Raw genomic sequence first — 20468 nt, forward strand, 5'->3', positions numbered from 1 at the left:
TCTTAATATGCGAAAAACGCACAAAAGGACGACAGGCATGGCCAGCCAGCGGGAGCTTGAGGCGCTACGCGCGTTCGTCGAAAGCGGATCGGTGTCGCAAGCGGCGGAAAGGTTGGGGCGGACCCAGCCCCAGGTCGGACGGCTGCTGACCGCGCTGGAGGAGGAGGTCGGATTTCCGATCTTCAGCCGGGACACCCGGCCGTTGACCCTGACCCGTGAAGGGCGGGAGTTCTATTCACAGGTGGAACGGGTTCTATCCGGATATGACGGGCTGAAGCGCTTCGCCGCGCAGATGCGCCAGGGGCGGCGTGATCATGTCCGCGTCCTGACCGCCCCATTCATCGCCCATGCGATCGTCGCCGACGCCGTGGCCGCCCTCGCGGCGACGTCGCCGAGTTTCACGGCGTCGATCGAGTCCCGCGTGCGCCTCGATATCGAAACCTGGGTGGGGCAGGAAACCTTCGATCTCGGCATCACCGTGCTTCCGCTGTCCCATCCCGCATTCAAGACCGAGGAATTCCTGAGGACGGAAGCGATGGTCGCAATGCTTCCCGACCATCCTTTCGCACATTATGACAGTGTGGATTTCCTCGACCTGATCGAAGTGGACGTCATCGTCATGCACCCGCGATCGATCATTCGCCAGCATCTTGAACGCCTGTGCCGGGAGACCGGGAAAACGCTGAAGAGTCGCTTCGAGGCGACCAATGGGGTCATCGCTTGCCAGCTTGCCGGACGCGGTCTCGGCTGCTGCCTGTCCGATCCCTTCGTCGCTCAATCCAGTGGAGTGCCGAACCTCGTCCTGAAGCCGTTTCGACCGGCCTTCCCGCTGCAGTACGGCTTTCTCTATCCCACGTGGCAGTCGCGATCACCGGCGGTCGACGAATTGGCAAGCGAAATCGCCCGGATCGCACATGCCCAGCATCTGCTGCTCAATGTGCATCCGGAGAATACCGCCGGAGCTGCTGCACCCAGAGTGCGATCGGTTCAGACGGACTCGTCTCAAGCATGAAGCAAACGGAAAATCAAATCTTGGAGTCTGCCAGGTGATCCAATAAGCATCTGGCAGACTCCAAGGGCGAGATTCAGAAGTTACTTCTGGGCCACCATCTTGGGCTGGCCGTTGCTCCAGACATACATGACGTAGTTGGGCTTGGTGATGTCGCCCTTCTTGTCGAATTCCACCGGACCGACGACGGTGTCGAAGCTGTTGGCATGCAGCGCCTTCGCCAGCTTGCCGCTGCCGGCGCTGCCGGACTTCTGCAAGCCCTCGGCGATGACCTGGACCGCGGCATAGCTGTAGAAGGCAAAGTTGCCCGGCTCGGGCAGCCCGGCCTTCTTGAAGGCGGCGATCAGCTCCTGCGCCTTGGGATCGTTGGCGGCCGACGGGCTGTCGGTGTACAGCGTGCCCTCGCCGCCCGGACCGGTGATCGCCCAGTATTCCTGGTTGTTCAGGCCGTCGCCGGCGATGAATTGCGGCTTCAGCCCTTGCTCATGCGCCTGGCGCACGATCAGGCCCAGCTCCGGATGGTAGCCACCGTAATAGACGGCATCGATGCTCTTGTCCTTCAGGCTGGTGACCAGCGCCGAAAAATCCTTTTCGCCGGCCGTGATCGAGCCGCGATAGGCGACCTTGCCGCCGGCCTTCTCCAGCGTCTCCACCACGACGTCGGCCAGCCCCTTGCCATAGGCCTGCTTGTCGTCGAGCACGGCGATGTTCTTGCCCTTGAAGGTCTGGGCCAGATAGTTGCCGGCGACCACGCCCTGCTGGTCATCGCGGCCGCAGACGCGGAAGATGTTCGGATGACCCTTGGCGGTCAGCAGCGGGTTGGTGGCGGTCGGGGTGACCATCACCACGCCTTCCTCCTGGTAGACGTCGGCCGCCGGGATGCTGGCGCCGGAGCAGAGATGGCCGACCACCGCGGTGACCTGATCGCGCACGAACTGGTTGGCAACGGCCACCGCCTGACGCGGATCGCAAGCGTCGTCGCCCACCTTCAGCACCAGCTTCTGGCCCAGCACGCCACCCTTGGCGTTGATGTCCGCGATCGCCTGCTTGGCGCCATACACCGACTGCTCGCCCAGGGCCGCCACAGGTCCGGTGGTCGCCGTGCCGAGACCGATCACGATATCGGCCTGCGCCGTGCCGAAGCCGGCCAGCAGCGTCGTCGCGCTGACGAAGGAGAGGACGGTGAGACGCATGATTGGTTCTCCCAGAATGACCGTTTCGTGCCGGACCCTATCCGCCGGCCCGGGCACGGATCCTTTTCTGACCGATAAGACAAGAATTTGAAAGCGCGATCATGGGTTTCGCAGCGCTCCGAACGGGACCGCGACCGTTCGCCGCCCTCGGTCGATTTCCCGTTATTAGAGATTTTGATAAATTATTGGACGTATCTTTCGCTTACGCCCGCATCCGGGAAAGCAAGGTTGGTCGAGTGAAAGATCCGGGATGATCCGGGTCCCCGGCGTGGCCGCCGCGACGGAGGTCTTCCCGTCGGACCTTGCCGCCCGCGCCGCTCCCTGCCCGGAGAGCGTGAACCGGAAAGACAGGACAAGCGCCGCTCCGCGCTGTTGTGAAAGGATACGGATGGGAGAGGGACGACCATGGCCACGCAGATTCCCTTGTCGGAGGACAGCAGCGCACTCGACCTTGCGCTCGACGCGCTGCGCAACGACCATACGCACGAGATCGCGCCGGACCTCGCCTACCGGCGGCTCGGCATCGTCAACGTGGTGTTCCACGGGCAGCCGGGAGCCGGCGACCGCGGCTGGGTGCTGATCGACGCCGGGCTGGCCGGCACCAAGGGCTTCATCCGCAGCGCCGCGTCGGAACGCTTCGGCCGCGACGCCCGGCCCGCCGCCATCGTCGTGACCCATGGCCATTTCGATCATGTCGGCGTGCTGGAGGATCTGGCGCAGGAGTGGGACACTCCGGTCTACGCCCACCCGCTGGAGCACCCCTACCTGAACGGCCAAGCCGCCTACCCGCCCGGCGACCCGTCGGTCGGCGGCGGGGCGATGGCGGCGCTGGCACGGTTCTACCCGCGCAAGCCCGTGGATGTCGGACCACGTCTGCGCGCCCTGCCGGAGGACGGGACGGTGCCGGAAATGCCGGGCTGGCGCTGGATCCACACGCCGGGACACAGCGTCGGCCATGTCTCCTTCTGGCGGGAGCGGGACCGGGCGATGATCGTCGGCGACGCCTTCGTCACCACCGGGCAGGAATCGGCCTATGCGGTGGCGGTGCAGCGGGCCGAGATGCATGGGCCGCCGATGTACTTCACGGTGGAATGGGACAAGGCGCGGGAGTCGGTCGCCCGATTGGCAGCGCTGGAGCCCGAACTGGTCATCACCGGCCACGGCGAGCCGATGCAAGGGGCGGAAATGCGCGCCGCCCTGCACCGGCTGGCCGACGAGTTCGACCGCATCGCCGTGCCGCGACGGGGGATCTATCTGGAAACACCGGCCCGGGCGGAGGGCCGCAGCGCGTACCGGGCGCCGGAGGGATGAGGCTGGCGCTGCGTCGCCTCCCCTGACGCACCGGATCTCGTTGCCGCCACGGGCGGTCCCCTGCCGCTCTTTCCTCCACCCGGACAGAGCGGGCCGGGTGCCTCACGCGTAATGCGCAAGCCCGTTGCCGAGCGACCAGTTTTCCTTCGCCACCTCGACGATGTTGACGAACACGTCCTGCGGCCGGATGCCGGGATTTTCGCCCAGCAGGTCCACCACCCGCCGGAACAGCGCCTTCTTCTGGTCCACGCTGCGGGTGTCGTTCGCCGTGATCTGGATGTAGACGAGGTCGTCACCACGGTCGACTCCGAGATAGGAGGCGCCGTAGCGGAAATTGGCCGCGTCATGTTCGGTGATGGTCATGAACTGGTCGTCCTCGGGCACGGCGAAGCTCTCATGCAGCGCGCGGTACAGGCCGTCGAAGATCGCCTGCCGGTAGGCTTCCGATTTTCCGGTGCGCAGCGAGATGTGAACGAGCGGCATCGCAATTCCTTTCCGTGATGTCCAACTTGACAATATCCGCGGGCCGTTCATTTTCGTACGCTATGAATTTTGATATCTAAGATAACGGTTCGAAATGATGGAGCAGCCTCTCGACCTCGATGCCGTCCGCGCCTTTCTGCGCATCGCCGAGCTGGAGAGCTTCACGCGCGCGGCCGAGGCGATGGGGACGACGCAGGCCGCGGTCAGCCTGAAGCTGAAGCGTCTCGAAGATCGGCTCGGCTGCCGCCTGTTCGAGCGGACGCCGCGCTATGTGCAATTGTCGCCGCGCGGCGCCACCTTCCTCGACCATGCCCGCGACCTGCTGGAGGCGCATGACCGTGCGCTGGCCTCGCTGACGCGGGGGCGCCAGCGCATCGCCATCGGCATCAGCGACCATGTGGCGGGCCCGGAGCTTCCTGCCCTGATCGCCCGGATGAACGCACAGGACCCGCAGCTGGCGATCGAAATCCGCATCGGGTCGTCAGGCGACCTGCTCCAGGGCTTCGACCGGCGGGAGCTCGACACGGTGATCGTCCGCCTGCATGCCGGGCGCGACGACGGCGCGCTCCTCGCCGAGGAACAGTTCGGTTGGTTCGCGGCGCCGAGCTGGCGGCACCGGGCGGACGAACCGTTGCCCATCGCAACCATGGCCGAGCCCTGCGGCGTACGGGCGTTGGCCGGTCAGCTGCTCGGCGCGGCGGGCGTGCCGTGGACGGAGAGCTTCGTCGGCGGTGGCGTGACCGCGGTGGCGGCGGCCGTCACGGCCGGGCTGGGCGTCGCCGCCCTGTCCCCGCGCATGGTGCCGTTCGGCGCCGTCGACGTCGGCCCGAGGCTGGGACTTCCGGCCCTGCCGCGCTTGCCGGTGGTCCTGCACACCAGGGTCAGGGACGGGCGGCCGCGCGCTGCGCTCGACGCCCTATCGGCCGCTTTCCGTAGCGCGGTCCGGGGTTGACGGAGCTTGGACGGAGTATGGGCGAAGCGGTCGCCGCCGGTCCATGACGCGCGCCCTGTCGGAACGGACCGGCACGCAGTAGATTTCCTCCTCCGGCACGGTGCGGCGGCACGGAGGGAATGGACATGGCGATGGTGAGACGGCTCGTGCCGGAGGATGGCGAAGCCCTTCGGATGCTCCGTCTCGAAGCCCTGCGGCTGCATCCGGAAGCCTTCGGATCGAGCCATGCAGAAGAGAGCGCTCGCCCCGTCGAGACATTCGCGGAGTGGACCACGCGTGGATACATCGCCGGCGGGTTTGTCGACGGCCGGCTCGACGCGATGGCCGGCCTGTCAGTTCCTGGAAGCGCCAAGCAGATGCACAAGGGCATGCTGTGGGGGGTCTATGTCCGGGAGAGCCGGCGGGGCGGCGGCCTCGCCGAAGCGGTGATGGACGCCGTTCTCGGCCATGCCGGAACGCAGGTCGAGCAGGTCCATCTCTCCGTCGCGGCCACCAACGTCCGCGCCTTCCGCTTCTACAGGCGCCTGGGTTTCGAGCCGTATGGCGTGGAACCGAGAGCGCTGAAGGTGAACGGCGGCTATGTCGACGAGCTTCTGATGGTGAAGGTCCTGGATCGCCGAACGGGCCGCCCGTCGCCGGGCGGCCCGCAATCAAGCCACGCGATCTGAACCGGACGGAGCCGATCAGCCCAGCAGCCCGATGTCGTGGGTCGGGATGTGGTCGAAGCCCTGGCCATAAACCGGGGAATCCGACGCCAGGCTGTAGTCATGCGCCCCCGGATTGACGAAGCCCGGATCCAGCACCACCGATCCCTTGTCGTACCCGGCGGCCTTCCACTCGGCCAGATCCCCCTTGCCGCCGCCCGCCATCACCTGCGGCCAGACGTCGAACATGTCCTGGGAGGCATTCAGGTTGCTGTAGAAGTTGTCGTGGAGGTTGCCGACGCCGGCCGGGCCGTAGATGTGGATGGCGGTGCCGTCGCGGACGTCGACCACGTTGCCCGAGATGTCGTTGCCGCTCATCAGGTGGCCCTTCCAGCCGCTCCAGGCGACGTCCTGCTGGAGGCCGATCTGGGCGCCGCTGTTGTCGGCGATGACGTTCTCGGTGACCGTGTTGTCCCAGCCGCCATGCAGGAACACGCCGCCGATATTGCCGTGGACGATGTTGCCCTTCACCGTGGCGCCGCTGGTCCAGTCGTCGAGGTAGATGCCCCAGCTCGCCACGCTGCTCGACGGGTTGGTCGCCGTGGTGCCGGTCACCTCGTTGTTGACGACGGTGTGATCGGTCAGGTCCTGCTGACGGTTGATCAGGTAGATGCCGCCGCCGTCGTTCGACTCGAGGTTGGCGTCGATCACCTTGTTGAAGGCGACGGTCACCCGGTGTGTCGCGTCGCTGCCGTCGGTCTGGACCGAGCCGACGGCGATCGCCTTCTCCGGCGAGTCCTCGATCTGGTTGTGGGTGACCTTGACGTCGGAGCTGCCGTTGATCCAGATGCCGGCATCGCCGCGGTCGGCGGCGTTGGGGTGCCGGATCAGGTTGTCGGACACCAGGGTGGCGTTGGAACCGGCCTTGACGAAGATGGACTCGGCGCCGGTGCTGTCGAACTGGTTGCCGACGACCTTGCTGTCGGCGCTGTTCTGCACCGTGATGCCGTAGCCGCCGCCCTTGACGACGTTGTTGGCGAAGGTCAGCCCGGCAGCGTTGTCAGCGAACACGTAATGCCCGCCGGTAGCGCCGTCGGCAAAGGACAGGCCTTCGATGGTGACGTTCTTGGCGCCGCCGAGGCCGAAGGACACTGTAGCGTTGGAGCCGCCGTGGATCACCGCCTTCTCGCTGCCGTAACCGGCGAAGGTCACGCCGCTGTCCTGGCCGTCCAGCCACAGGCCGTTCTGATGGTAGTCGCCGCCGCGGATGTAGGTGGTATCGATGTTGGGATCGGCGCGCATTGCGGTCTGCGCCTTCTGCAGCGAGGCGAAGGGGCCGTCGGTGCCGTCGGCGTTGGGAGCGGCCAGCTTGCCCGACCAGCTGTCGTTGCCGTTGGTGGCGACGTAGAAGCCCGGACCGGTCGGCTTGGGAACCGAAGGCGTGGGCTCGGTGGGCGCGGCCCCTTCCCCCGGCGCAGGCTGGGTGGGAGTCGGGACAGTCGGGGTCGGGGTGGTGGGGTTCGCCGCGACATCGGCGGGGAAATGGCTCTTGTCGGCATCGAAGACCAGCGTGCCGTTCCACCACAGGCCGGCCCGGCCGTCGACCACGTCGTGGCCGTCGAGAGCGCCCTTGTCATAGGACACGGTGCCGTCGGTCGGCAGGATCGACTTGCCGTTGATCGAGATCCCGTCGACGAACAGGTTGCGGTCGGTTCCGTTCACGATCCCGTCATTGTCGTACTGAACCTGAACCTTGTGGCTCTGGTTCTCCACGACGTCCGTCTTGAAGACGAAGTCCTTGGCCGTGGCATCCGTGGTGCCCTCGCCGATCTTCTTGCCGTCGACCAGCAGGTCGAAATGCGCGTTGGCGGCACCCTTTGCGGTCACGATGATGGTCGAGTTCCCAGAAGTCGTGGCCATTGATCCGTGTCCTTTGCGGTTGCGATGCGGCGCAACGTTTGTCAGGACGGCTGGGGCAATAGTGAGCCATTTTCAACAGGTCTCACGAATAAGTGGTAAATTCCGTTACATTCCTGCGATCATTGCAGAATACGCCCAAGAAAAAAAGCACATGATCGGCAAATATCTCCGATAGACACTTCCGTATTGGTCTTTTGGATATTGTCCAATCTGACTATTCCAAATTGATAGCACTGAGAAATCCCGCTACCTATACAGTCTATGTACTGCCAGACCCGTAAACCGGGATCGGCATGACCGCCGCCCCAAATGAAAGCCCCCGCCGGATCGCTCCGGCGGGGGCTTCGTCACCCGATGCTGCGTCCGGCGGTCAGGCCGGGACGGCGACCTTTTCCGCGACGTCCTGGAACGCCGGGATCTGGTCGAAGTTCATGTAGCGGTAGACGTCGGCGGCGGCCTTGTTCACCACGCCGACCTGGGCGAGATACTCCTCGGTGGTCGGGATCTTGCCCAGCAGCGCCGCGACGGCGGCCAGTTCGGCCGACGACAGGTAGACGCGGGTGTCGATGCCCAGACGGTTCGGGAAGTTGCGGGTCGAGGTCGACACCGCCGTCGATCCTTTGCGGATCTGCGCCTGGTTGCCCATGCACAAGCTGCAGCCCGGCATCTCCATGCGGGCGCCGGCCCTGCCGAGGGTGGCGTAATAGCCCTCCTCGGTCAGCATCATCGCGTCCATCTTGGTCGGCGGCGCGATCCACAGGCGGGTCGGGATGTCCGACTTGCCGTTGAGGATCTTACCGGCGGCGCGGAAATGGCCGATGTTGGTCATGCAGGAGCCGATGAACACCTCGTCGATCTTGTCGCCGGCGACCTCGGACAGCGTCTTCACGTCGTCCGGATCGTTCGGGCAAGCCAGGATCGGTTCCTTGATGTCGGCCAGATCGATCTCGATCACCGCGGCATAGTCGGCATCGGCGTCCGGCTTCAACAGCTGCGGGGAGGATATCCAGGCCTCCATCGCCTTGATGCGGCGCTCCAGGGTGCGCGCGTCGGCGTACCCGTTGGCGATCATCCACTTCATCAGCGTGACGTTGGAGGTCATGTACTCGATGATCGGCTCCTTGTTCAGGAGCACGGTGCAGCCCGCCGCCGAACGCTCGGCCGAGGCGTCGGTCAGCTCGAAGGCCTGCTCCACCTTCAGGTCCGGCAGACCCTCGATCTCCAGCACGCGGCCGGAGAAGATGTTCTTCTTGCCCTTCTTCTCGACCGTCAGCAGGCCGGCCTTGATCGCGTAGAGCGGGATGGCGTTGACGAGGTCACGCAGGGTGACGCCCGGCTGCATCTCGCCCTTGAAGCGGACCAGCACCGATTCCGGCATGTCCAGCGGCATGACGCCGGTGGCGGCGGCGAAGGCGACCAGACCGGAACCGGCCGGGAAGCTGATGCCGATCGGGAAGCGGGTGTGGCTGTCGCCGCCGGTGCCGACGGTGTCCGGCAGCAGCAGACGGTTCAGCCAGGAATGGATGACACCGTCGCCGGGACGCAAGCTGACGCCGCCGCGGGTCGAGATGAAGTCGGGCAGCTCGTGGTGGGTCTTGACGTCCACCAGCTTGGGATAGGCGGCGGTGTGGCAGAAGGACTGCATCACCAGATCGGCCGAGAAGCCCAGGCAGGCCAGGTCCTTCAGCTCGTCGCGGGTCATCGGGCCGGTGGTGTCCTGCGACCCCACCGTGGTCATCTTCGGCTCGCAATAGGTGCCCGGACGCACGCCCTTGCCTTCCGGCAGGCCGCAGGCACGGCCGACCATCTTCTGGGCCAGGGTGTAGCCCTTGCCGGTGTCGGCCGGGGAGGCCGGCTGGCGGAACAGCTCCGAAGCCGGGAGGCCGAGCGCCTCGCGGGCACGGGTGGTCAGGCCGCGGCCGATGATCAGCGGAATGCGGCCGCCGGCACGCACCTCGTCGAAGATCACCTCGGAGCGCACGGTGAACTCGGCGATGACCTCGCCGTTCTTCAGCGCCTTGCCCTCATAGGGGCGCAGCTCGATGACGTCGCCCATCTCCATCTTGTTGACGTCGAGTTCGATGGGCAGGGCGCCGGCGTCTTCCATGGTGTTGAAGAAGATCGGGGCAATCTTGGTGCCGAGGCAGACACCGCCGAACCGCTTGTTCGGGACGAAGGGAATGTCCTCACCGGTGAACCACAGCACCGAGTTGGTGGCGGACTTGCGCGAGGAGCCGGTGCCGACCACGTCGCCGACATAGGCGATCAGGTTGCCCTTCTTCTTCAGCTCTTCCAGCTGCTTGGTCGGGCCGCGCTGGCCCGGCTCGTCGGCATCGATGCCCGGGCGCGGGTTCTTCAGCATGGCGAGCGCGTGCAGCGGGATGTCCGGGCGGCTCCAGGCGTCGGGGGCCGGCGACAGGTCGTCGGTGTTGGTCTCGCCCGACACCTTGAAGACCGTCAGGGTCAGCGACGCCGGGACTTCCGGACGCGAGGTGAACCACTCGGCATCGGCCCAGGACTGCAGGACCGCCTTGGCGTTGGCGTTGCCCTTGTCGGCCAGTTCCTTGACGTCGTGGAAGAAGTCGAACACCAGCAGGGTCTTCTTCAGGCCTTCCGCGGCGGCGGTGCCGCATTCGGCGTCCGGCAGCAGGTCGATCAGCGGCTGGACGTTGAAGCCGCCCAGCATGGTGCCCAGCAGCTCGGTCGCCTTGACCTTGGAGATCAGCGGCGAGCTGTCGGCGCCCTTGGCGACGGCGGCCAGGAAACCGGCCTTGACACGGGCGGCGTCATCGACGCCGGCCGGAACGCGGTGGGTGATGAGGTCGAGGAGGAAGGCCTCCTCGCCGGCCGGCGGCGCCTTCAGCAGGTCGATCAGTTCCGACGTCTGCTTCGCGGTGAGGGGCAGGGCCGGGATTCCGAGGGCGGCGCGTTCGGCCGCGTGCTGGCGGTAGGCTTCGAGCACGGCAGGGTTCCTCATAAATGAAAGGCCGGCCCGTGGATGGGAACCGTGAGACGGCCCGCTTGAACTCATGGCGGGTTTATATGCCTGCTTAAATGAAAGCGCAAGGGGCCGCCCCGCTTATGTGAAGCGAGCAGGATGAAGCGGCCTCTCTTTTTGCACTGGTATTACCGGCGCTTGGTATGACCACTTCGATACCCCTGCTTTACTTGAGGGCGGCAGCCTGCTCGGCCGTCAGCAGGACGATGCCGTCCTCGTCGGCGACCAGGATATCTCCGGGCAGGACCGCGCCCCCCGGCAGTTCCACCGGAACGTCGACCAGCCCCTGGTCGCGGCGGGTCGAGGCGCGCGGGATCGATGCCAGCGCCTTGATGCCGAGCGGCAGCGCCGCCAATTCCGCCACGTCGCGGACGCAGCCCCAGATCACCACGCCGGCCCAGCCGTTCCTGACGGCGGAGGCGGCGATCATGTCCCCCATCAAGGCGCAACGCAGGCTGCCGGCCCCATCCACCACCAGGACACGGCCCTGGCCGGAAGTCGCCAGCAACTCCTTCACGCGGGAATTGTCCTCCAGGCACTTCACGGTGACGACCTCGCCCGAGAAGCGGGTGACGGCACCGAAGTCGCGGAAGCCCGGCAGGAGATAGCGGGCGTCGTCCTTGAAGCGGTCGAACAGGTCGCAGGTCGGAACGAAGGCGGCGGCCTGGTCGGCCTTGTTCTGATCGGTCGTCATCTGGAATGGCACTCCGCAGCGTGAACGGTGCAGGGACGGTCTGCCGTCACCTCTTGCGCCAAAGCCGGACGAGGGGCAAGGGCTGCGCGCCGCGATCGGTCCGGGTCGGCGAACATGACGCAGGAGGCTTGACGAACGTGCAATCGACGTCGCGGCGGCAAGCCCCCATATCTTCCGAAAGACAATGAAAGCGGATGGTGTCCTTCATGAAAACGCCGAACATCGCGCTTGCCGCCACGGCCGGCGCGCTGACCCTGCTGACCTCCGCCTGCGCCACCTATATTTCTCCGCCACCAGTGGCACAACCCGACCCGGCGCTGCTCGCCGTGCTCAACCGCCACGTGACCAACGACTGCAACCCGCAGACGGCGGCGGTCCTGACCGGGATGCACCTGCCGGCCGACAACATCCGGGGCTTCAACTACGGCATCTATCGCGACGAATATCGCGACACGATCGTCCGCTGGGATGGCTGGGTGTATTTGAAAGACCAGCCGGGCGCGCTGGTGGTCACCCTCGACGAGGATTGCCGGCCGATCCAGATCTACGCACGCGAAGGCGCGAAGCTGCCAGGCGGCCGATAAGAGGTCCCGATCGCCTGCCTCGCGGTGCAGGCGGGGTCTGCCTTGGGAAAACTCCGTCCGGGGCGTCGGGTAACTGGAGGGATGGTACATCGTGAAACATGCCTCCGGCCGCCGTTCCATGCAGCGGCAGATCGGGGTCGGAGGGTCGCCGAACGGGTGGAACAGGGTGGAACACGGATCCCGCCGCCGTTCCATCCGACCGGCGGCCGCCGGGATTCGGGCGGACCCGGCCCCCGAAGAACGGCCGCCGGCAGCGGCATGATTGTCGGGGACCATTGGCGGCACTCGACGAGCAGTGAAGCTCGCGACAGTTTATAGGATTATTTTCTCTCCAAGGGCTTTTTGTAGAACCACGCCTGGCTTGTGGGCCCCGGCGGAACCTCTGACCTGTCTTAACTATCGCCGGCCCGGTCCGACACAGTGTCCGAGACATGGGCATCCACGGCCCGGTCGTGGCGCTTCAGCCGGTCCTGCAGGGTATCGCCCATGCGCAGGGCGACGGCGATCGACAGGATGTCGCCCAGCACGAGATGGGCGATGCGGACGGTCATCGGCGAATGGATGTCGAAATCGTCGGCGATATCGGCGACGAGGCTGACGGTCGCCATCTCCGCCAGCGGCGAACCCGACCGGGTCAGCGCCACCACGTCGGCGCCGGCCTTGCGGGCGTTCTGCACCGCGTCGAGGATGTCGCGGGTGCGGCCGGTGCTGGACACCGCCACCACGGCATCGCCCTTCGCCAGCGTCAGGGCGGACGCGAAATAGACGTGGGAGTCGGTGTAGGCGACCGTCGGCATGCCCAGCCGGAAGAACTTGCGCTGGATGTCCTCCGCCACCGTGCCGGAATTGCCGGAGCCGTAGAACTCGATCCGGCGGGCCGAGGCCAGAACATCGGCCGCGCTGTCCACCGCCAGGACCGGCAGGTTGTTGCGCACCTGCATCAGCGTTGCGATGGTGCGGTCGAACAGCTTGCCGGCCAACACCGCTCCGGGCACCGCGCCATCGGCATCCAACTCCCCGCTTGCCGACAGATCCTGATGCAGGAAAGGCATGCCGCCGGCGATGTCCTGGGCCAGCTTGATCTTGAATTCGCGGAAGCCCCGGCAACCGAGCGCGGCACAGAAACGCGCCACCGTCGGCTCGCTCACCCCGACCCGGTCGGCCAGTTCGGCCATGGACAGGTTGATGACGTCGCCCGGATGGGCCATCGCATAGTCGGCCAGCTTGCGTTCCGAAGGCCGGATCTGGTCGCGGACGGCGGCGATTCTCGCCAGCATTCTTGGGGTCGCTCCCTAATGAGTGTGGGGCAGCCTAGCACATGTAGCAAAGCTACATATACAGCGCTGCAAACGACCGATTCCGTCGCCGCCGCAGCCCCCACTTTCCAAGGATTTCCAACCGATCGAGCCCCGCCCTGCGACAAAATGCCGGGGCGCGCCGCCTTGCCCGGAACCTTCCTCAGGAGTATGTAGTAAAACTACAGAGCGGGCGCAAACACCGGCATCGAGCGAGACATCGCAAGTCATCGACCGCGGCGCGCCTGCGCTGAAAATATGACGTGTATCAAGGATTTCGGCGCCCAGCGCGCCTATGCTTCCAATCGCCCCGCCGGTTCGCGGGCACCACGAGACCGCCGACACGGCCATTGACCCGCGCCGACGGCTATATCTCTGAGGAGTCATCATGGACACCCTGCTGATGGACGGACTTGCCCAGGCTACGGAGCAGCAGTCCGCCGCCGACCCCTGGCGCGGTTTCGCCCCGGGCGTCTGGCGCCGCTCGGTCGACGTCCGCGATTTCATCCAGCGCAACCTGTGCCCCTATGAAGGCGATGCCGGCTTCGTCGCCGGTCCCACCGCCCGCACCACCGCGCTGTTCGCCAAGGTCACCGACCTGCTGAAGCAGGAACGCGCCGCCAAGGGCGGCGTGCTGGACGCCGATACGGAGGTCTTCGCCTCCATCACCTCGCACGCCGCCGGCTACATCGACCGCGAGCTGGAGGTCATCGTCGGCCTGCAGACCGACAAGCCGCTGAAGCGCGCGATCATGCCGTTCGGCGGCTGGCGCATGGTCAAGACCGGGCTGGAGGCCTACGGCTACACCCCGTCTCCCAAGCTGGAGGAGGTGTTCCCGGTCCTGCGCAAGACGCACAACGACGGCGTGTTCGATGTCTACACGCCCGAGATGCTGCGCTGCCGCAAGTCCGGTGTCATCACCGGCCTGCCCGACGCCTACGGCCGCGGCCGCATCATCGGCGACTATCGCCGGCTGGCGCTCTACGGCGCCGATTTCCTGATCAAGGACAAGAAGGCCCAGCTGGCCTCGCTGGAAGTCAGCCGGATCGACGAGGACGTGCTCCGCCTGCGCGAGGAGATCTCCGAGCAGATCCGCGCGCTGAAGGAGCTGGTCCAGATGGCCGCCTCCTACGGCTTCGACGTCAAGCGTCCGGCCGCCACCGGCCGCGAGGCGGTGCAGTGGACCTATCTGGCCTATCTGGCGGCGGTGAAGGAAGCGAACGGCGCGGCAATGTCGCTGGGCCGGGTGTCCAGCTTCCTCGACATCTACATCGACCGCGACCTGCGCGACGGCGTCATCACCGAGGCCGAAGCCCAGGAGATGATCGACCACTTCGTCATGAAGCTGCGTCTGGTCCGCTTCCTGCGCACGCCGGAATACGACCAGCTGTTCTCGGGCGACCCGACCTGGGTGACCGAATGCCTGGGCGGCATGGGGCTGGACGGCCGGACGCTGGTCAGCAAGACCAACTTCCGCATGCTGCAGACCCTGCACAACCTGGGTCCGGCGCCGGAACCGAACCTGACGGTCCTGTGGTCGGAGAAGCTGCCGGACGGCTTCAAGCGCTTCTGCGCCGACACCTCGATCAAGACCTGCTCGGTCCAATACGAGAGCGACGACCTGATGCGCGGCTATTGGGGCGACGATTACGGCATCGCCTGCTGCGTCTCGGCCATGCGCATCGGCAAGCAGATGCAGTTCTTCGGCGCCCGCGCCAACCTGGCCAAGACGCTGATGTACGCCATCAACGGCGGCAAGGACGAGGTTTCGGGCGAGCAGGTCGGCCCGGCCTTCGCGCCGATCACCGGCGACGTGCTGGACTATGACGAGGTCATGGCCCGCTTCGAGCCGATGATGGAATGGCTGGCCAAGGTCTACATGAACGCGCTGAACGCCATCCACTACATGCACGACAAGTACATGTACGAGCGGATGGAGATGGCGCTGCACGACCGCGACATCCTGCGCACCATGGCCTGCGGCATCGCCGGCCTCAGCGTGGTGGCGGACAGCCTGTCGGCAATCAAGCACGCCAAGGTGAAGGTCATCCGCGACGCCAACGGCCTCGCCACCGACTTCGAGATCGACGGCGACTATCCGGCCTTCGGCAACAACGACGCCCGGGTCGACGACATCGCCATCTGGGCGGTCGAGCGCTTCATGACGGCGCTGCGCAAGCAGAAGCCCTACCGGAATGCGATGCCGACCCAGTCGGTGCTGACGATCACCTCCAACGTGGTCTACGGCAAGAAGACCGGCAACACGCCGGACGGCCGCAAGGCCGGCCAGCCCTTCGCGCCGGGCGCCAACCCGATGCACGGGCGGGACAAGAAGGGCGCCATCGCGTCGATGGCCAGCGTGGCCAAGCTGCCCTACGCCCATGCGCAGGACGGCATCAGCTACACCTTCACCATCGTCCCCGGCGCTCTCGGCCGGACCGAAGACGAGCGGGTGAGCAATCTGGTCGGCATGCTGGACGGCTATGCCGCCCAGGGCGGCCACCACATCAACGTCAACGTCTTCGACCGCGAGACGCTGCTGCACGCCATGGACCATCCGGAGCTGTATCCGCAGCTGACCATCCGGGTGTCCGGCTATGCCGTGAACTTCATCAAGCTGACGCGCGAGCAGCAGCTCGACGTCATCAGCCGGACGTTCCACGACAAGCATTGAGGGACGTCAAGGGCTCGGTCCCCTCTCCCGCCCCGGGAGAGGGAAGGGGCCCATGCGGAGCATGGGAAGGGTGAGGGGTGAGGCAAGGAACCATACGGTTCGGGAGTCTTGCCCTGCCCCTCACCCTCCCCGCCTTCGGCGGGTCCCCTCCCTCTCCCGGGACGGGAGAGGGCGTACCGGGGACTGCAGAGTTTTGAAATCGGATTCCTGAAGTATGACCCAGTCTTCCCCCGTCCCCCGCCCCGGCTCCGTTTCCGGCTGGGTCCATTCGGTAGAGACCGGCGGCACGGTGGATGGGCCGGGGATCCGCTATGTGCTGTTCATGTCGGGTTGCCCGCTGCGCTGCCTCTACTGCCACAACCCCGACACCCAGCACATGCATGACGGGACGCGGACCACCTCCGCGGAAGTTCTCGACGACATCGCGCTCTATGCCACCTTCCTGCAACGCGCCCATGGCGGATTGACGCTGAGCGGCGGCGAGCCGCTGGTGCAGCCGGAATTCACCGCCGCCATCCTGCGCGGGGCGAAGGCGCTGGGCCTGCACACCGCGCTCGACACCTCCGGCTTCCTCGGCAACCATGCCGACGACCACCTGCTGGAGGACGTCGATCTCGTCCTCCTCGACATCAAGGCCTTTTCCGAAAAGACCTACCGTCAGCTGACCGGCGTTCCGCTGCGCCCCACCTTGGAATTCGCCGAGCGGCTGGCCGGGCTGAACAAGCGCATTTGGCTGCGCTACGTGCTGGTGCCCAACCTGACCGACGGCGCAGCCGAGATCGACGGGCTGGCCGAGTTCGTCGCCGGGCTGGGCGTGGTCGACCGGGTCGACGTGCTGCCCTTCCACAAGATGGGCGAGCACAAGTGGAAGGCGCTGGGGCGCAAATACATGCTGACCGACACCGAACCGCCGTCGCGCGAGCTTGTCGAGCGGGTGCGCGGACAATTCCAGGCACGGGGGCTGCGGGCCGACTGATCCCCTTTCCGAAAACGTCATCGACACGTCACGCAGTCGACACGACGGCGTCACGCGCCCGCGCCTAATACCCCCTTTGGAATTCGCTTGGGTTTCAATCGGGGGGTTCTTTTCAATGCAGACGACACACCGCGCGGGACGGTTGAGGACGGCGCTGCTGTCCGCCACTGGCCTCGCCTCTCTCGTCCTGTCCACCTTCGGCGTCGCGATGGGGGTCGCCTCCGCCCAGACCGTGGACAGCGTGACGGTCGGCGGCTCCAGCTTCGCCAACCAGGGTCTGGTCGGCGTCGGCCGAATCGGTTCCGCCACCCGCGACAAGTATGGCGAGACCTTCGGCTCGATGTCGGGTCTGACCTTCGACGCCAAGTCCTGGCGGCGCACCGGCGATAGCTACAGCGGCATCATGTACGCCCTGCCCGACCGAGGCTACAACGTCGTCGGCACCACCGACTACCGACCGCGCTTCAACACGCTGGCCCTGGCGCTGACCCCCTACTACGGCAGCGCGGCGCTGGCCGCCGGCAGCGGGCAGCAGTCGCAGATCGGCTTGAGCCTGCTCGACACCACCCTGCTGACGGAAGCGAACGGCGCCGTCACCACCGGTCTCGATCCGCAGCCGCGCACCGGCCTGCGCGCCGCGGCCGGCGGCCTGCCGGTCCTGCCGCAGGCCGTCAACGGCAAGGTCAGCCTCGACACCGAGGGCATCGCCCGGCTGGCCGACGGCAGCTTCTACATCAGCGACGAATACGGACCCTACATCTACCATTTCTCGGCCAACGGCCGGATGATCTCGGCGGTGCAGCCGCCGGCAGCATTGCTGCCGGTGCGCAACGGCGGGCTCGACTTCGCGTCCAACAACCCCGCCGCCGGACAGCCGGCACCGACCCCGGCCGACCCGGTTACCGGACGGCAGAACAACCAGGGGCTGGAAGGCCTGTCGCTGACGCCGGACAAGACCAAGCTGGCGACGCTGCTGCAGAGCGCCACCCGCCAGGACGGCGGCACCGGCGGCAACAGCGCCACCCGGCGCAACACCCGCCTGCTGATCTATGATGTGTCCAGCAACCCGGACAGCCCGGCGCTGATCGGCCATTACGTCGTGCCGCTGCCCACCTTCCGCTCCGGAAGCAGCACGCTGGTCGCGGCGCAGAGCGAGATGCTGGCGCTGAACGACAAGCAGTTCCTCGTCCTGTCGCGCGACAGCAACAACGGCCAGGGGCTGAGCGGCACCAACTCGCTCTACCGCAGCATCGACATCGTCGACGTGTCGAACGCCACCAACCTGGTCGGCACCGCCTATGAGGGCACCACCCCGGTCGCCCCCGGCGGCAATCTGGTGGCGGCGGTGACGCCGGTGTCCTACACCCAGTTCCTCAGCATCAACAACAACGGCCAGCTGGCGAAGTTCGGGCTGCACAATGGCGGCGCGCAGGACGCCAACCTGCTGTCGGAAAAGTGGGAAGCGATGGGGCTGCTGCCGGCGCTCGACGCCGCCAAGCCGGATGACTTCTTCCTGTTCGTCGGCAACGACAACGACTTCCTGACCCGCAACGGCTATCAGGTCGGCGCCGCCTATGATGCCGGGGCCAATGTCGACACGATGCTGCTGGTCTACCGGCTGACCCTGCCGACCTACGTCGATCCGCTCGCCATCGAATCGCTGCGCCAGACCGCCCTGCCGCTGGCGCGCGGCCTGGGCAACGCGTCGGTGGCGATGGCCGATGCGGCGTCGCGCTCGGTGCGCAGCCACCTGAACGGCCTGCGCTTCCTCGGCAGCCCCGGCGAAGGCGGCGGCGGCCCGGCCGGCAGCGGTCCGGCCATCAGCGGCTGGGTCGGCGGGCAGCTGGGCTTCAACCGCATCGACGATACCGGCTCGGCGACCGGTGCCGACACCGACTCCCGCAACGGGCAGGTCGGCGCCGACATCCGGATCACCGACAATCTCGTCGCCGGCTTCGCCGTGGGCGGCGCCCGCAACAGCCTGTCCTTCGGCGACACCGGCAGCGCCAAGGTGCGCTCCGCCTCGATCAGCCCCTATGTCGCGGGAAGCTACAACGGCTTCTTCGGAAGCCTGTCGGGCACCTATTCCTTCGACAATTACGACAAGATCGCCCGCAACACCGGCGCCTACGGCCTGACCGCCCGCGGCGAGACCAAGGGGCGCAGCTGGTCTGTCGGCGTCGACGGCGGCTATGATCTCGGCGAAGGCGCATGGTCGTTCGGCCCGGTCGCGGCGGCGCGCTACACCCGCGCCACCATCGACGGCTACACGGAAGCGGAAGCCATCCACCTGAACGGCATCCTGCCGAGCCAGACGCAGCGCGGCTGGAGCTGGGAGTTCGGCGGGCAGGTCGCCCACCGCTTCGAGACGGAGCGTGCGTCGATCATCCCGCAGGCCCGCCTGAGCTACGAATGGAACCGGGTACGCGGGGCCGAGACGTTGGCCGCCACGCTCGCCAACCGCACCACCAGCAGCCTGGGCACGGTGAGCCGGACCTTCGGCACGCCGGAGCGGGACGGGCTGCGGGCCGGTGCCGGCGTCACGCTGCTGAGCGGCGCCGTGGCATGGCAGGTCGGCTATGACGGCAAGTTCGGACACGACGACAGGGACCACAGCGTCTTCACCTCGATCGGCTACCGGTTCTAAAGCGTGGGTCACGATTCAAGCGGAAACGCCTGAACCGTGACCCAGGCGGAAAAGCCAAGATCTGGGTGCGAGGATGGCTGGCGCTCCAGCGGTCTGCGACGGTATCGCCCGGATGCGCAAATCTCGGACGCACGAACGCCCCGGCTCAATCGACCCGGGGCGGCACGTGTGGGTCCGGCAGTCGGCAGCGCCGCCGCCGACTGCCCCGGTGCGGCCGGAAACCGCATCCTCCGGTTCCCGGCCATCGCGCGACAAGGGCGATTGCGTTACAGGACGGCCAGCCAGCCGCCATCGACATAGATGATCTGTCCGTTGACGTAGTTCGACGCCGACGACGCCAGATAAACCGCGGTCCCGGCCAATTCCTCCGGTTGGCCCCAGCGTTGGGCCGGGTTGCTGTTCTTCACCCAGGCATCGAAGGCGGCATCCTGAAGCAAGGCCGCGTTCATGTCGGTGGTGATATAGCCCGGCCCGATGGCGTTCGCCTGGATGTCGAAACGCGCCCATTCGGCCGACGCGGCGAGCACCACCAAGGTCGCGGTGCCGGAGATGATCAAGCGCGGCTATTCGCCGGCCTTCTCCTGCGCCATCACCGCGGTATCGTCGATCCTACCGAACATCATTCCACCGGCCATCGCCATGCTGGTCTATGTCTCGGTCTCGAACGTATCCATTTCCCGCCTGTTCGCCGCCGGCATCGTTCCCAGACTGCCGGTGGCGATGGCCCTGATGGTGGTCGTCTACATCCTCGCCGTCCGCCGCGGCTATGAGGGCGGCAAGACTCGGGCGCCCGTCCGCGTGGTCTGGAGCAGCTTCCTGCAGGCGGCTCCGACGCTCGCCATCGCCTTGCTGATCCTGGGCTGCATCCGGCTCGGCATCACCACTGCAAGCGAGGTCGGCGTATTCGTCGCTACCGTACTGGTGGTGTTGGCGGCAGTGTGCGCCTTCCCGTTCCTGACAGTCGGAATTTGGGATTTTTTCGGGTGAGCCTATATGTCGGAAACCGGATGAGAAGCATCGGCGTAAATTAGAGGCTGTTAGGGACTCGGGGTAGCCGCACGCGGTGTGGTTGCCCAGATATTGGAGAT

The 20468-nt window shown here is 66.4% G+C and carries 16 protein-coding genes; 9 read left to right on the top strand and 7 right to left on the bottom strand.

Translation table 11 applies throughout. From position 1 onward, the window contains the following. Window positions 1-37: 37 nt before the first annotated feature. Window positions 38-1012: a LysR family transcriptional regulator gene (locus JHL17_RS11730; RefSeq protein ID WP_200193260.1), complete on the top strand. Its 975-nt coding sequence runs from the start codon at window positions 38-40 to the stop codon at window positions 1010-1012. 80 nt (window positions 1013-1092) lie between these two features. On the opposite strand, the gene JHL17_RS11735 is transcribed toward JHL17_RS11730, so the two are convergent. Next, complete coding sequence (locus tag JHL17_RS11735; RefSeq protein WP_200193262.1) at window positions 1093-2202, bottom strand: ABC transporter substrate-binding protein; 1110 nt, start codon at window positions 2200-2202, stop codon at window positions 1093-1095. Window positions 2203-2607: 405 nt separating this feature from the next. Here JHL17_RS11735 and JHL17_RS11740 point away from each other — a divergent pair, with 405 nt between their 5' ends. Continuing rightward, entirely contained in the window at window positions 2608-3513 is a 906-nt protein-coding gene (locus JHL17_RS11740) for an MBL fold metallo-hydrolase (RefSeq protein WP_200193264.1), read from the top strand. 102 nt (window positions 3514-3615) lie between these two features. On the opposite strand, the gene JHL17_RS11745 is transcribed toward JHL17_RS11740, so the two are convergent. Then, window positions 3616-3996: a tautomerase family protein gene (locus JHL17_RS11745; RefSeq protein WP_200193266.1), complete on the bottom strand. Its 381-nt coding sequence runs from the start codon at window positions 3994-3996 to the stop codon at window positions 3616-3618. Between the two features lie 94 nt (window positions 3997-4090). Here JHL17_RS11745 and JHL17_RS11750 point away from each other — a divergent pair, with 94 nt between their 5' ends. Continuing rightward, on the top strand, window positions 4091-4948 hold the full coding sequence (locus JHL17_RS11750; RefSeq protein WP_200193269.1) for a LysR family transcriptional regulator: 858 nt from the start codon (window positions 4091-4093) through the stop codon (window positions 4946-4948). 119 nt (window positions 4949-5067) lie between these two features. Further along, window positions 5068-5616, top strand: a complete 549-nt coding sequence (locus JHL17_RS11755; protein ID WP_247893480.1) for a GNAT family N-acetyltransferase — start codon at window positions 5068-5070, stop codon at window positions 5614-5616. Window positions 5617-5631: 15 nt separating this feature from the next. On the opposite strand, the gene JHL17_RS11760 is transcribed toward JHL17_RS11755, so the two are convergent. The 3 genes from JHL17_RS11760 to rraA form a co-directional block, all read right to left on the bottom strand. Then, complete coding sequence (locus JHL17_RS11760) at window positions 5632-7512, bottom strand: right-handed parallel beta-helix repeat-containing protein (protein WP_200193271.1); 1881 nt, start codon at window positions 7510-7512, stop codon at window positions 5632-5634. 370 nt (window positions 7513-7882) lie between these two features. Next, window positions 7883-10474, bottom strand: a complete 2592-nt coding sequence (gene acnB / locus JHL17_RS11765; protein WP_200193273.1) for a bifunctional aconitate hydratase 2/2-methylisocitrate dehydratase — start codon at window positions 10472-10474, stop codon at window positions 7883-7885. Window positions 10475-10676: 202 nt separating this feature from the next. Beyond that, window positions 10677-11204, bottom strand: coding sequence for a ribonuclease E activity regulator RraA (rraA, locus tag JHL17_RS11770; RefSeq protein WP_200193275.1), 528 nt, complete (start codon window positions 11202-11204; stop codon window positions 10677-10679). Between the two features lie 206 nt (window positions 11205-11410). Here rraA and JHL17_RS11775 point away from each other — a divergent pair, with 206 nt between their 5' ends. Continuing rightward, window positions 11411-11788 (top strand): hypothetical protein, encoded by a 378-nt coding sequence (locus tag JHL17_RS11775; protein WP_200193277.1) that lies wholly within the window; start codon window positions 11411-11413, stop codon window positions 11786-11788. A gap of 392 nt (window positions 11789-12180) precedes the next feature. Here the strand turns inward: JHL17_RS11775 and JHL17_RS11780 are convergent, their stop codons facing one another. Then, window positions 12181-13065, bottom strand: coding sequence for a MurR/RpiR family transcriptional regulator (locus JHL17_RS11780; protein WP_200193279.1), 885 nt, complete (start codon window positions 13063-13065; stop codon window positions 12181-12183). A 406-nt stretch (window positions 13066-13471) separates the two neighbouring features. Here JHL17_RS11780 and pflB point away from each other — a divergent pair, with 406 nt between their 5' ends. The 3 genes from pflB to JHL17_RS11795 all read left to right on the top strand — a co-directional run bounded on the left by pflB (window position 13472) and on the right by JHL17_RS11795 (window position 19380). Next, window positions 13472-15757, top strand: a complete 2286-nt coding sequence (pflB, locus tag JHL17_RS11785; RefSeq protein ID WP_211113394.1) for a formate C-acetyltransferase — start codon at window positions 13472-13474, stop codon at window positions 15755-15757. Between the two features lie 214 nt (window positions 15758-15971). Continuing rightward, window positions 15972-16733 carry a pyruvate formate-lyase-activating protein gene (pflA, locus tag JHL17_RS11790; RefSeq protein ID WP_200193281.1) on the top strand — a complete coding sequence of 254 codons (762 nt, stop codon included), beginning with the start codon at window positions 15972-15974 and terminating at the stop codon, window positions 16731-16733. A gap of 115 nt (window positions 16734-16848) precedes the next feature. Next, complete coding sequence (locus JHL17_RS11795) at window positions 16849-19380, top strand: esterase-like activity of phytase family protein (RefSeq protein WP_200193283.1); 2532 nt, start codon at window positions 16849-16851, stop codon at window positions 19378-19380. 266 nt (window positions 19381-19646) lie between these two features. Here the strand turns inward: JHL17_RS11795 and JHL17_RS11800 are convergent, their stop codons facing one another. After that, window positions 19647-19937, bottom strand: a complete 291-nt coding sequence (locus JHL17_RS11800; protein ID WP_247893481.1) for an SDR family oxidoreductase — start codon at window positions 19935-19937, stop codon at window positions 19647-19649. Between JHL17_RS11800 and JHL17_RS11805 the strand changes: the two genes are divergently transcribed. After that, the gene (locus tag JHL17_RS11805; RefSeq protein ID WP_247893482.1) at window positions 19930-20367 is read left to right on the top strand and encodes a TRAP transporter large permease subunit; all 438 of its coding nucleotides are present in this window, start codon (window positions 19930-19932) and stop codon (window positions 20365-20367) included. The two genes, JHL17_RS11800 and JHL17_RS11805, sit on opposite strands and share 8 nt — an antisense overlap. The last annotated feature ends 101 nt before the right edge of the window (window positions 20368-20468 follow it).

Origin of the sequence: Azospirillum endophyticum (genome assembly GCF_016595245.1) — a bacterium.
Taxonomy (GTDB): domain Bacteria; phylum Pseudomonadota; class Alphaproteobacteria; order Azospirillales; family Azospirillaceae; genus Azospirillum; species Azospirillum endophyticum.